The sequence below is a fragment of the Pseudoalteromonas sp. S3260 genome, assembly GCF_005886925.1.
Classification (GTDB): Bacteria; Pseudomonadota; Gammaproteobacteria; order Enterobacterales; family Alteromonadaceae; genus Pseudoalteromonas; species Pseudoalteromonas tetraodonis.
The window spans coordinates 1-13508 of sequence record NZ_PNCV01000023.1; the positions used below are offsets into that span (position 1 = coordinate 1).

General features: G+C 41.8%; 9 protein-coding genes and 1 pseudogene. 6 read left to right on the forward strand and 4 right to left on the reverse strand.

Features of this window, described 5'->3' with window-relative positions:
* A pseudogene (gene modF / locus CWC14_RS04670) lies at positions 1-1432 on the forward strand (molybdate ABC transporter ATP-binding protein ModF).
* Between the two features lie 6 nt (positions 1433-1438).
* Here the strand turns inward: modF and CWC14_RS04675 are convergent.
* The 4 genes from CWC14_RS04675 to CWC14_RS04690 all read right to left on the reverse strand — a co-directional run bounded on the left by CWC14_RS04675 (position 1439) and on the right by CWC14_RS04690 (position 6384).
* Positions 1439-2317: a TraB/GumN family protein gene (locus tag CWC14_RS04675; RefSeq protein ID WP_033104319.1), complete on the reverse strand. Its 879-nt coding sequence runs from the start codon at positions 2315-2317 to the stop codon at positions 1439-1441.
* Positions 2318-2417: 100 nt separating this feature from the next.
* Positions 2418-4352 (reverse strand): LTA synthase family protein, encoded by a 1935-nt coding sequence (locus CWC14_RS04680; protein ID WP_138561564.1) that lies wholly within the window; start codon positions 4350-4352, stop codon positions 2418-2420.
* Positions 4343-4714 carry a diacylglycerol kinase gene (locus CWC14_RS04685; protein WP_008112748.1) on the reverse strand — a complete coding sequence of 124 codons (372 nt, stop codon included), beginning with the start codon at positions 4712-4714 and terminating at the stop codon, positions 4343-4345. The genes CWC14_RS04680 and CWC14_RS04685 overlap by 10 nt, the downstream gene beginning before the upstream one ends.
* The gene (locus tag CWC14_RS04690; protein WP_138561566.1) at positions 4711-6384 is read right to left on the reverse strand and encodes a phosphoethanolamine transferase; all 1674 of its coding nucleotides are present in this window, start codon (positions 6382-6384) and stop codon (positions 4711-4713) included. The genes CWC14_RS04685 and CWC14_RS04690 overlap by 4 nt, the downstream gene beginning before the upstream one ends.
* 529 nt (positions 6385-6913) lie before the next feature.
* On the opposite strand from CWC14_RS04690, the gene ilvG reads away from it, so the two are divergent.
* From ilvG to CWC14_RS04715, 5 genes are all read left to right on the forward strand, one after another.
* Positions 6914-8563, forward strand: a complete 1650-nt coding sequence (ilvG, locus tag CWC14_RS04695) for an acetolactate synthase 2 catalytic subunit (protein ID WP_138561568.1) — start codon at positions 6914-6916, stop codon at positions 8561-8563.
* Entirely contained in the window at positions 8560-8802 is a 243-nt protein-coding gene (gene ilvM, locus CWC14_RS04700) for an acetolactate synthase 2 small subunit (RefSeq protein WP_028834467.1), read from the forward strand. The genes ilvG and ilvM overlap by 4 nt, the downstream gene beginning before the upstream one ends.
* A 102-nt stretch (positions 8803-8904) precedes the next feature.
* Complete coding sequence (gene ilvD / locus CWC14_RS04705) at positions 8905-10761, forward strand: dihydroxy-acid dehydratase (protein ID WP_138561600.1); 1857 nt, start codon at positions 8905-8907, stop codon at positions 10759-10761.
* Positions 10762-10763: 2 nt separating this feature from the next.
* A complete protein-coding gene (ilvA, locus tag CWC14_RS04710; RefSeq protein WP_013463863.1) occupies positions 10764-12317 on the forward strand; it encodes a threonine ammonia-lyase, biosynthetic in 1554 nt (517 codons plus the stop codon).
* Positions 12318-12461: 144 nt separating this feature from the next.
* Entirely contained in the window at positions 12462-13445 is a 984-nt protein-coding gene (locus CWC14_RS04715) for an ABC transporter substrate-binding protein (protein WP_013463864.1), read from the forward strand.
* Positions 13446-13508 lie beyond the last annotated feature (63 nt).

The window sequence follows — 13508 nt, forward strand, 5'->3', positions numbered from 1 at the left end:
ATCCGAAGCTCAGGTTATTTATCTACCGATGACAGTGCTCGGTATTATATCGACGATTTAACTTGGCAAGTAAAGCAGGGTGAACATTGGGTATTACTCGGGGGTAATGGTGCTGGAAAATCAGCACTCGCAGCAGCGTTAATTGGTGAAGCAAAACAACAAAGCGGGCAACGTCATAGTACCTTTAACAAGCTACAATTAGTGTCAAGTGATCTACAAAAGCAGTTACTTAACACGCATCGTAAAAGTGAAAAGCCACAAAAAGTAACAGACATGCTCTTTGCTGAGCCTCAAATAAATAGCGATTTATGCCAACAGTTAATCACCGCTTTTAATTTTGATGCCTTACTTAATCGTGATTTTACTGATTTATCTACTGGCGAAACGCGTAAATTATTATTAATTAAAGCGCTATCTGCTAACAGTGATTTAGTTGTGCTTGATGAACCATTTGATGGCTTAGACTCTGAATCGGTTGGGCAGCTAAACCGCCTATTACAGCAGTTGAGCGCACAAACCTGCTTTGTGTTTGTGCTAAACCGTGTTGACGAAATTCCAGCGTTTGTTGATCACTTTGCTTATGTGAATAATGGTCGTTTACAACATAGCTTGGCAAACCGTGTGCAGCAAAACGAGCGGATTTATTCAAATTACTTCATTTAGAGCATACATCATTAAGTATTCCCGATGCGCCTGAACACTGCTTTAAATCAGCGACAAACACGCCACTCGTTAAGCTCACTAATGTTCATGTGCGTTACAGCGAACAAACAATTTTTGAAAATTTAAACTGGACGATTAACCAATATCAGCACTGGCAACTCACCGGGAAAAATGGCTCAGGTAAAACCGTTTATTAAATTTAATTACAGGTGATAACCCTCAATGCTATAACAATGAGATTGAAGTGTTTGGTTTTAAGCGTGGCACAGGGGAGAGTATTTGGGATATAAAACAGCACATTGGTTATATTTCAAATACGCTACATTTGCAGTATCGAGTGAGTATTTCGGCGCTTAATACTATTATTTCAGGGTTTTTCGATAGTATAGGTTTATATCAACAAGCCAGTGAGTTACAAACGCGTTTAGCTAAAGAGTGGTTGGCACTAATAGGTTTAAGTGACAAAACAAATAGCGCTTTTACCCAGCTATCGTATGGCGATCAGCGACTATTACTGATTGTGCGCGCAATGGTTAAACATCCTGCTTTGCTTATTTTAGATGAGCCATGTTTAGGGCTTGATGAGGCAAATCGTCAACGCGTTTTACTGCTGATTGAAAAGGTGTGTGCTGCAAAAACGAGTACCGTTATTTATGTAAACCATCATGCAGCAGATACCATTAAAGGGATTGAACACACCTTAAAAATGGAAGATTTTAAACCGGCTCACTATGGGCAACATGCTGCTCATAGTGAGACGCTTATGTAAGCTTGTTTATAACTGAGTAACCTTAAACCCTTGGTCGCGAAGTTGTTTAATTAAACCATGCTGCTCAACTAAGTGCAGAGCACCTACCGCAATAAACACCTTACCTTGTTCAAGTTTAGGCGTGAGCTGAGTGACCCAATTATTATTGCGCTCAATCAGCATCACTTGCTCGCTTTGTTGACCGTATTGGCTGTCATCAAAACTGGTGTGGTAATAGCTGGTTAGGGTTTGCATATCGCCCTTTTTCCATGCATCCACTAGGGTGATAAAGTAGGTATTAATATCGCTTAGTTGCTCAAAAGTTTCTGCCATCATGGCATTGCTTAATGACTCTAAGCCATTAAACATCTGTAGTTGTTGCTCTATGGTTTCAAGCTCTGCAATGTTAATACTGTGCTTTTGCGCGTACTCGAGTATTTGCTTATCGATGCCGTTTTTATCTGAATAGCCCGCGTTTTGAAACTCAATTTGCATCATGGTCAACATGACAGCCCAAGGTTTAAAACTGTTGAACATGGCAATATCAATCGATTTTTTAGCAAAGTAGTCTTTGAGGAGTTGATAATTTTTTTCTGAAAGCTCGCTCTGTAGCGTACGCCCGTTAGTAAGCAGCATAAACGGCATAGAACGTTGTTGCATTTGTAATGGTGATAGTTTACTTATATCCACTTCAACAACAACTTGATTACTGTTATCCAGTGCGTGAGTCACTTTTTGTGGTAGCCCTTTCATGCTGGCATCACCCACATGCACGGTGCCAAATAAATACGAGCTAGCGCCTTGTTTTTCTATTTTGAATAGAGCCGGTGCTGCATAGCCATTGACGCTAAAGGCTAAAAGTAATAACACCATAAATAAATGACTAATACGTAATGACACGTTCATAAAATCCTATCCAAGTTTAAGTCGTTTTATAAATACTAACTTAGTTTACTTTATAGGTAACGTAAAAATGCCTGATTAATCAATCAGGCATTTTTCGGTGTTATTGATACCAATTATTGCTGTAGGCCATGTTGCCATAATTAGCCAGCGCACGAGCTTGCTTGATGAGTGCGCTATCGTTATGTCTGGGGTGTAATTGCTTATTTTTATAAATATAGGTGGTTGCCGGTTTATCTGGCTGCAAAATAACAACGTTATCATTTTGCATGTAAGCAAAGTTTTTATCGTACTGCATCATTGCACGCTGCTTATTTTTGGCCACAGGGCGAGTGAGATCGTGACCAATCATTGGGTGTTCACCGCTGGCGCCAATAAGCGACAGTAAGGTGGTAGGAATATCCAGCTGACTGGCTAATTGATGATCGCGTTTGGGCTTAATACCGTTTCCAAAAATAACCGCAGGAATTCTAAAGTGATCAATAGGTACAAGGCTGGAACCAGACACGCGTGAGTCGTGATCAGCAATCACTATAAACACAGTATCGTCCCAGTAAGATGATTTTTTCGCCTTTTCAATGAATGTGCCTAGGGCATAATCTGCATATTTAGCTGCGTTATTACGGCTTTGCTTTGGTTGCTCAAACAGGGCTATTTTACCGTCCGGAAATTCATAAGGGCTATGATTAGAACTACTAAAAATCAGACTAAAAAATGGCTTTTGCTGTTGTTGTAATTTATTCAGCTCTTTATCTGCTTGAGTAAATAAATCTTCGTCAGATGCGCCCCATGAACCATTAAAGTTAATGTTAGCGAAGCTTTCACTATCAACAATATCACTAAAGCCGTTACCCAAAAAGAAGCTACGCATGTTGTCAAAGTGACTTTCTCCACCATAAATAAACTGAGTATGGTAGTCCTGCTTTGCTAAAAAACTAGCCAAGGTAAAAAAGTCACGTTGTGATTTATCGAGTTTTACAACGGCGCGTGAGGGAGTCGGTGTAAAACCGGTTATAACTGCTTCAATACCGCGTACAGAGCGAGTGCCGGTAGCGTATAAGTTATCAAATCCCCAGCCCTGTTGATAAAGTGCATCTATATTAGGCGTTAAGGGTAAGCCACCTAAGGTACCTACATAACGAGCGCCCAAGCTTTCTTGCAGAATAATAACCAGGTTTTTCTTTTTACCTTGGTAGCTTGCCTGATGAAAAGTGCGGGTAGGGGCATTTGGATTATTAAATATTGCTTGAGGATTTTGCATGGTACTGCGCACTGTGGCGAGTAACTCCTCTTGAGGGACCTTGCCATAATATGCCTGACTTGATTGCTCATTGGAGAGCTGTTTTAACGCAAATGCTACGCTATATAATGAATTAAGCGTGAGGTCATTCAGCAAGTGGTCGGTCGAAAATGCCACCATAGCGGGGTTTAATGGACGATGGCCTAATGAATTTCGAGCGCCTAACAGTGTTATGCTACATATAATAACAGCTAATAGTGATAGTTTTATTGCCCCTAGTGAAGAGCGGTTTTGCCATTGCTGAGTAAGAATTTTATTAGCAAATTTAATGGTGAAAACGAGCGCTAAAACAGCGAAGAGGACTTCGAGTTTGTAACCTGAAAAAATCATTTTAGAGACTTCTTTAGGATAAATAAGGTATTCAATAAATAGGCGATTAGGGCGTAAGTCGTATTCGTTAATAAACGTGGGTGTAATAACCTCAAAAAACACTAACATTGCAGCCATTATTACTAAATACCACTTTACGACTCCTCGAATATAAGCAGTTAATTTGAGAGCATGTGCTGCAAGTGTTAGTAACAAAGCGGGGGTTATGATGTAGCATAATGTTGCTATATCAACACGTAAACCGCCTACAAAAAGAAAGTGCCAGGCGCCTTCGGTAAATACACGGCCACTTTGCCACAAACTTAAACCTAATCGCGCAAAAGTTAGCAAGCATAGGAGTGCGAAAAAAAATACCGCTAAAACCCACAATGGCCCCAGTACTTTTTTAGTGCTACTGATTAAGTCCATAGCACAGACCACCAAACTAAAATAGCAATAAGCATGGCGATAAAGACACTGGCGGATGCAATATCTTTAGCTAGGCCTGATAGTTCATGATATTCGCTGCCGATGCGATCAACCACCACTTCGACTGCGGTATTGACCAACTCAGCAAATAACACAAACAATAAGCTGGCAATCAATATTAATTTGCTACTTAAAGTAATTTCTTGCAAGCAGGCAAATACGCCTAGCAAACTAAATAAAACCAACTCTTGCTGAAAAGCAGCCTCAAATCGGCTCATCCATTTTAGGCCGTTAAATGTATGGCTTAAGGTAAAAATTAGGCGCATTAGGCCTTGGCGTTTTATAACGGTTTTATTATTCATATTTTAGTTTCGCTATGGTTAATCGTTTGACATGACGCGAGTAAATCTTCAGAGGTTTGATAGGTTTTACTCGCAACACCGGTTAAGTTTAAAAGGGTGTGAAAAATAGCATCGTGTGATTGCGCTAAAGTGCTATTTAAGTTGTTGAGACACTTGGCTGTAATGCGCTGATTATGCTCATCAGCCCAGATGTAAAGAGGTACATGGGTTTGAGCTGTTGGTGCAAATGCATAGGGGAAGCCATGTAAGTACGCGCCATTTTCACCGAGCGACTCGCCATGGTCAGACACATACAGTAATTGCTTATCAATATTAGCTGGCAGTGCCTTTAATTGTTCAATAACTTGGGCGTTGATAAAGTCACTATAAGCAATTGTATTGTCATAGGTATTAACCAGTTCTTCAGCGCTGCAGTTTTGAATATCGCTGCGGTCGCAGGTAGGACTAAATTGTTTAAATTTTTCAGGGTAGCGCTTAAAGTAAGTAGGGCCATGTGAACCCATCATATGCAGCACTATAACCGTATTAGCCTGACTCAAATTGGCAAGCTTGTGCTTTAGTGGGGCTAGTAACGCTTCATCAAAACAGTATTTACCATCACATAGTTCGGATGCTTTGGTATCAATACTAATAGTAGGTACGCGCGTGCAGACGTTTTTACAGCCACTATTATTATCAACCCACAAGACATCTGCGCCTGCTTGTTGTATCAAATCAATTACGTTTTGCTGGTTATCACTGTCTAAACGAGAAAAATTGGCATGAGTTTGCAGTGAAAACATACATGGTACTGACACTGCTGTGGCCGTGCCACACGACGATACGTTATCGAAATAAGTGACATTATGTTTTTGCGTGTATTGGTTGGTATTACGCTCATAGCCTTGGTAGGAAAAATTTTCAGCTCGAGCGGTTTCACCTACCACGATGACAGTAACTCGTGTTGTGCTTGGCGATGCTAAAGTTGGCGTGGTATCAATATTTTTAAATTCAATATCGCTATAAAGTAACTGGTCACGGGCGTATTTGTAGCCACTAGAGAGATATTGAAATGGAATAATTTCTTTTTTAAGAATACGGTTATTACGACCCGTTGCCGCGTAATCGGCGTAAAAGTTAACGACCACTAATGCAATCAGTGCAAAGCTTGCTAAAAGCAGTTTAAGACGGCTAATAACTTCTTTGTATGGGCGAGCGCAGTTTATTTTTATTCTACTCAAAATAAAGACAGGTAATGCGGCAAAAAGCAGTAAAAAGCCAACGAGTTGCAGGTTTAAATAGCTTAACGCTTCACTAGAGTCAGTTTCGACGGTGTTTTGTATCATGGAATAATCAAACACCACACCATAGTTCAATGAGCCATATAACGCCGCACTCGAGAGCACTAGCAGCAAGTAGTTAATGGGTTTTAGTATTCCCCGAATAGAAACCACTGAAAAGAATATGATTAGCAAACAAATCAGTAGTAACGGCACAGAAAACAAAAATAGCCATGAAAATGTGTGCAACGAGGTAATAGCGCTAAACGCACCATGCATAAATGGAATATTAATAACTAAGCCGTAATAACAAGCCATAAAAATAATGAATGCATTAGCACTGCAATTAAAATAAAAGCGTTTTTTAGTATTTTCTTGCGGTTGCTTACTGAGTTTGAAAGTTGAGTTCATAACACGCCTCTTTTTCGTGAACGTTGTTATGCTAGGCTGCCAGACTTAAGAAACTCTTAAGAAATCGATTTATTTTAATTTTGTTAGATAAAAATGAGGTGGCTTACTAAAAATTAATCAAACCAGAATTCAGTGTTATAAGAATAGTGAATTTCCTGAGTTGAAATGAAGGGATAAAAAATCTATTTAACCTGGTTTAATTGAATTTTAAAACCTGAGTAAGCGTGTTTTTATAATTATTTTGAATTGAATTTGGTGTTGACTTACCGCCCTGAGCGCGGTAATAATATAAAAAGACAGCGAAACAAGATGTTCGCAATGACTAAATCTTAAATGGTACTGAATTTTATGCTTAAAAATGCACTTAACCTAGTCCTGATTATTATCGTGGTGATTATTCCCGCGAGGGCTTCGTAGTGCTTTAAAAAACTAAGCATTGAAAAGCCCTCCGCACTTAACCGTCCGGGGGGCTTTTTAGTTTTAGAGTTAAATTTTTAATGGGTTGTCACACAGGAATGAGGATTTACTAATGACAGGCGCAGAACTAACAATAGATTTACTCGCCAAACACGGCGTAGATGAAGTATTTGGCTACCCAGGTGGTGCTATTATGCCCATTTACGATGCCTTGTATGGTGCGCCTGTAAAACATTACCTTACTCGTCATGAGCAAGGTGCAGGGTTTGCCGCCGTGGGCTATGCACGCAGTACTGGACGTTTAGGTGTGTGCTTGGCAACATCAGGCCCTGGAGCTACTAATTTAATTACCGCATTGGCAGATGCCATGATGGACTCAGTGCCTTTACTTGCTATTACAGGGCAAGTACCAACCGCCGCTATTGGCTCTGATGCTTTTCAGGAAATTGACGTGCTTGGCATGTCGCTTTCGTGTACTAAACACAGTTACATGGTTGAGCGAGCAGAAGATTTAGCCGAAATATTACAAGAAGCGATGCATTTAGCACAAAGCGGCCGTCCAGGCCCCGTTTTAGTTGATATCCCCAAAGACATTCAAATGGTGCAGGTGCCTTTTAAACCTTGGTTAGCGGCAGATGAATACTTACCGCAACTTAATTTAAACCAAGTTGCTATCGCCAATCAATTACTCAGTGAAGCCAAGCAACCCGTAGCGTATGTTGGTGGGGGCGTTCATGCCGCTGATGCGCAAAATGAATTAATGCAATTTTTAAATAAAACGCAAATGCCTGCGGTTTCAACCCTTAAAGCATTGGGCAGTGTATTACCTGATTACGAATATGATTTAGGCATGCTAGGTATGCATGGTGGTCAAGCCGCTAATTTAGCGGTGCAAGAATGTGATGTATTAGTGTGTATTGGTGCTCGCTTTGATGACCGTGTAACAGGCAACTTAGCTAAGTTTGCTGCAAAAGCAAACGTGATTCATTTAGACATAGATGCAGCCGAGGTCGGTAAGCGTAAACCCGCAAAGGCTTCTTTAATTGCTGATTTAAAAACCTCACTTCCCGCCCTTGAGTGCGTCGTTACGCCAAAAGCGTGGTGCGATCATAATAAACAAATGATGGTTAAGCATGCATGGCGCTACGACTATCCTGGTGAAAAAGTATTTGCCCCTTATTTGCTTAATCAACTAAGCCAGCGTATGCCAAGCACCAGTGTTGTTTGCTGCGATGTGGGTCAGCACCAAATGTGGGTTGCGCAGCATATGAAATTTAACCATCCATGCAACCACTTAAGCAGTGGCGGTGCAGGCACCATGGGATTTGGTTTACCTGCGGCAATCGGCGCACAAATAGCGAGAAAAGATGACTTTGTGATCACCGTATCAGGTGATGGCTCAATCATGATGAATATCCAAGAGCTTGCCACTATTCGTCGTAATAATTTACCAGTAAAAATACTGATACTTGATAACCAGCGTTTAGGCATGGTACGCCAATGGCAGGAGCTATTTTTTGAAGGGCGTTACAGCGAAACTAACCTGTCAGACAACCCTGATTTTGTCCAACTTGCTGCTGTGTTTGGTATTGCGGGACAAACGATTACCCACGCTAACCAAGTGGATGATGCAATCACAGCCTTATTAAATAGCGATGGACCTTACATTGTTCATGCTTGTATTGATGATAAAGAAAACGTATGGCCACTTGTTCCACCTGGGGCTGCTAACGATGAAATGATGACGGAGAAAGCACAATGAAACACAGTTTAACTATTGCCTTAAAAAGCCAAAGTGTCGCAATCGAGCGCTTTTTACGTGTCGTGCGTCATCGTGGTTTTGATTTAACTCACTTGCAGCTCAATATGGACGATGGCCAATATAATATGGCCATGACGGTTGATAGCGATAAACCAATTTATTTGCTTACCAGTCAACTAAATAAATTGGTTGATGTGAAACATGTCACGCTGCAAAGCTTACAGCAACAAGCTGTATAACAAAAAATTTAACAGATTTTACGAGTAACTGTTCACGTGGTTACTCATCAATTTTAAGAATGAGGAATGCCCGCATTTATTGCGGCAAATACTGAGGTAACTATGGCTAAATTAAGAAGTGCAACGACTACTGAAGGACGTAAACGCGCAGGCGCAAGAGCATTATGGCGTGCAACAGGCATGACCGACACCGACTTTGGTAAACCAATTATTGCTGTGGTTAACTCATTTACACAATTTGTGCCGGGGCATGTGCATCTTAATCAGCTTAGTGAACTAATGGCTGAAACCATCACCCAAGCGGGCGGTGTTCCAAAAGAATTTAATACCATCGCCATAGATGACGGTATTGCCATGGGGCACGGCGGTATGCTTTATTCACTGCCATCGCGCGATTTAATAGCCGACTCGGTAGAGTACATGGTCAATGGCCATTGTGCTGATGCGATGATTTGTATCTCAAACTGCGACAAAATCACCCCTGGGATGATGTTAGCGGCGCTGCGTTTAAATATACCGGTTATTTTTGTATCGGGTGGCCCTATGGAGGCGGGTAAAACTAAATTAGCCAATATCGATATTAAACTCGATTTAGTAGATGCCATGGTTAAAGGTGCCGATGAATCGGTAAGTGATGCCGACTCAGAGCAAGTTGAACGCTCTGCATGCCCTACCTGTGGGTCGTGTTCAGGGATGTTTACTGCCAACTCAATGAACTGTTTATTAGAAGCAATAGGCCTTGCGCTGCCGGGTAACGGTACCACGCTTGCGACCCACAAAGACCGTAAACAATTGTATGTTGAAGCAGGTGCTCGCATCGTTGATTTATGCCGCGAGTATTACCAAAAAGATAACCAAGACGTACTGCCTCGTGCCATCGCTAATAAAACCGCATTTATGAACTCTATGGTGGTTGATATTGCCATGGGCGGCTCATCAAATACGGTATTACATTTACTCGCAGCGGCACAAGAAGCTGGCGTTGATTTTGATATGTCACACATTGATGAACTTTCACGTAAAACCCCGTTTTTATGTAAAGTTGCCCCAGCTACCGCGCAATACCATATTGAAGACGTACACCGCGCTGGTGGCATGATGGCCATAGTACGCGAGCTTGGTAAAGCCGGCTTGGTTGATTTATCGGTTAATCATGTTGCCGGCATGACCATGGGTGAGCTGGTAAAAAAATGGGATGCAACGGATCCTAATAACGAAGTGGCGCGAAAGTTTTACCGCGCGGGTCCCGCTGGTATTCGTACTACTAAAGCCATGAGCCAAGATTGCCGTTGGGACGAAGGGGATAATGACCGTGAACATGGTTGTATTCGCAGTGTTGAACATGCATTTCGTCAAGATGGCGGCCTCGCGGTACTTTCAGGTAATTTAGCGGTTGATGGCTGTATTGTTAAAAGTGCCGGCGTTGTCGATGAAATGCTGCACTTTGAAGGCACTGCTGTTGTTTATGAGTCTCAAGATGACTCTGTAGAAGGGATTTTAAATGGTGAAGTAAAAGCCGGCGATGTAGTTGTAATTCGTTACGAAGGCCCTAAAGGCGGCCCAGGCATGCAAGAAATGCTATACCCAACTAGCTATTTAAAATCAAAAGGTTTGGCAGAGCAATGTGCATTAATTACTGATGGGCGTTTTTCAGGTGGCACGTCGGGTCTATCGATTGGCCATGTGTCTCCCGAGGCTGCCAGCGGTGGCGCGATAGCTTATGTTGAAAATGGCGATAAAATTATCATCGATATCGCTACTCGAGAAATCACTTTAGCATTAAGCGATGAGGAACTTGAAGCTCGCAGGCAAAAACAATTGGCTCGTGGTAAACAAGCTTATAAGCCGCTTAACCGCGATCGTTATGTGTCATCTGCGCTTAAAGCGTATGCGCTACTTGCAACCAGTGCCGATAAAGGTGCGGTGCGCGATTTAGCCAAACTGGAGGAGCTTAGTTAGGTATGGTTTCTCAAGAACTCGATTATTTTCGCGCTATTATCCAAGCCAATATGGAGCCTTTAGCTAAGGTGACTGAGGTGAGTGAAATGGCCGAATTGAGTGCACGATTAGGTAATCATGTTTGGTTAAAGCGTGAAGATCAGCAACCGGTGTACTCGTTTAAATTACGCGGTGCTTTTAATAAATTAAATAAGCTGCCAAAGGGCTCGGTCGTGATAACCGCATCGGCAGGCAATCATGCTCAAGGAGTGGCGCTGAGTGCTTCACACCTAGGGCATAAAGCCACCATTGTTATGCCCGTAACGACGCCTGAAATTAAGGTTAATGCGGTAAGGGCATTGGGTGGGGAAGTCGTGTTACATGGTCATCAATTTGATGCGGCAAAGGCGTATGCGCTTGAATTAACTGAGCAGCGAAACGGCGTATTTGTCCCTCCATTTGATGACCCCGATGTCATTGTTGGTCAAGGCACAGTTGCCCGTGAACTAATGCAACAGCTGAACGACTTAGACGTGGTATTTATTCCTGTTGGCGGCGGCGGATTGCTGGCGGGTATGGCGGTGTACATTAAATCGCTGCGCCCAGATATCAAAGTGATTGGGGTCGAGGCTAATGAAAGCGCTTGTTTAAAAGCTGCCATGGAAGCGGGAGAGCCTGTAGAGCTAGAAAGAGTAGGAAGCTTTGCCGATGGTGTTGCCGTAAAAATAATTGGTAGCGAAACATTTAGACTGGCGCAAAAGTTTTGCGATGAAGTGGTGACCGTATCAGATGATGAAATATGTGCTGCCATGCAAGATATTTTTGTATCAACCCGTGCTATTGCCGAACCTTCAGGCGCACTTGCAACTGCAGGGCTTAAAAAATGGTCTCAGCAGTCGGGTTTAAAGGGGTTAAACTTAGCGGCTATTTTGTCTGGTGCTAATTTAAATTTTGATCGCTTACGCTATGTAGCTGAACGAACTGCATTAGGTGAGAAGAACGAAGCATTATTAGCGGTAACAATTGATGAAAAACGCGGTAGCTTTAAACAATTTTGTGCCTCACTCGGTGGGCGCGCTATTACCGAATTTAACTACCGATATGCAGGGCCTGGCGAGGCGCAAATTTTTGTTGGTATTGCACTGCGTCAAGGATTAGCAGAACTTGAGGAGCTTAAACAAAGCCTGACCGATAATGGCTATTCGTTTTGCGACTTGTCAGATAATGAATTAGCAAAACTTCATGTACGGTATATGGTTGGTGGTAAAGCGCCAGAGCAGCTACATGAACGCTTACTGCGGTTTGAGTTTCCAGAGTACCCAGGTGCATTAGCGCGCTTTTTAGATACACTGGGTAGTAATTGGAATATCACTTTATTTCACTACCGTAATCATGGCGGTTCAACGGGTAATGTATTGGCAGGTTTTGCTATTGAACCAAGTCAATATGAGATGTTTAATGAGCACTTAAACCGCTTAGGTTACAGTGTTCAAGACGAAACCCATAACCCGTGTTTCACCCAGTTTTTAACCACACAACCTCAAGCAGAAAAGCTTGAAAAGCTCGCCTTAGCATAATCCTATTTTAAGCAGGCATCTTCTGTGGATGCTTGCTTTATCAGCTGCTTTACATATAGTTACGTTAATCACTACGTTTTTTGGAAACTCTCTTTGTTACTTAAAGGAATGATAATTAGCGTCTGCCTTTTTTGTAGCCAGTTAATGGCGCAGGAATCAGTCACACTACAATTAAAGTGGACACATCAATTTCAATTTGCGGGTTATTATATGGCTCAGCAAAAAGGGTATTATGATGAGGCCGGTTTAGACGTCACTATTGTGCCTGCCGATCCAAAACGACCAAATAGTTTTGGCGCGGTAGAGCGTGGTGAAGCCCAGTTTGGGGTTGCGCATTCTGGTATTTTACAGCAGCGTATTGCAGGTAAACCCTTTGTAGCCATGGCTGCCATATTACAGTTTTCTCCTTATTGCTGGATGGTCAAAGAAAGCTCTGATATTTTTCATGCCCGTGATTTTGTCAATAAATGTGTAAGTGAAGTGAGTAAAGAGAGCAATTCTGAGTTGTTAACTATGCTCAAGCGCAGCGGTATAAATATCGAAAAGTTGGCTATATACAAAGGCGATAAATTACAAAAAGCATGGATGGAAAATAAAATAGATGCCATCGAAGTCTATGTTACCGACTTACCTTATTATATGGATCAGCAAGGTATTGCTCATCGACTTATATGTCCACAACGTTATGGTATGGACGTATACGCAGATATTTTATTTACCAGTGATAACATGATTAAGTACCACCCCGATACGGTAGAAAAGTTTTACCAAGCGAGTTTAAAAGGGTGGCGCTATGCGGTAATGAATATGGATGAAGCCATCGCCATTACTCAGCAGTTTTATGCCCCTGAGCGTAGTTTTCATCAATTAGCTTATGAGGCCGAAGTACTAAAAGACTATATTGCGCCACCAAGCACCAATGTGGGTAATATGTCGATGGCCAAATGGCGTTTAATTGCTGATTTATATGAGATTGACCAAACAAAGTTTGACGAAGTAAAAGCCGATTTTATTTATAAATATAAAAAACAAGAAACGTTGCAGCTTTCTTGGATGCTGATTGCAGCCATTATTATTAGTATTATTTCTATTCCCCTTTATTTACGGTTAATGTTCAAAGCACGCTAATGGCTAATTTAACCAATAGAAAAGGTGGGAAAGTTAAGTAATCCCCTTGCTCTGCGAGGTTAA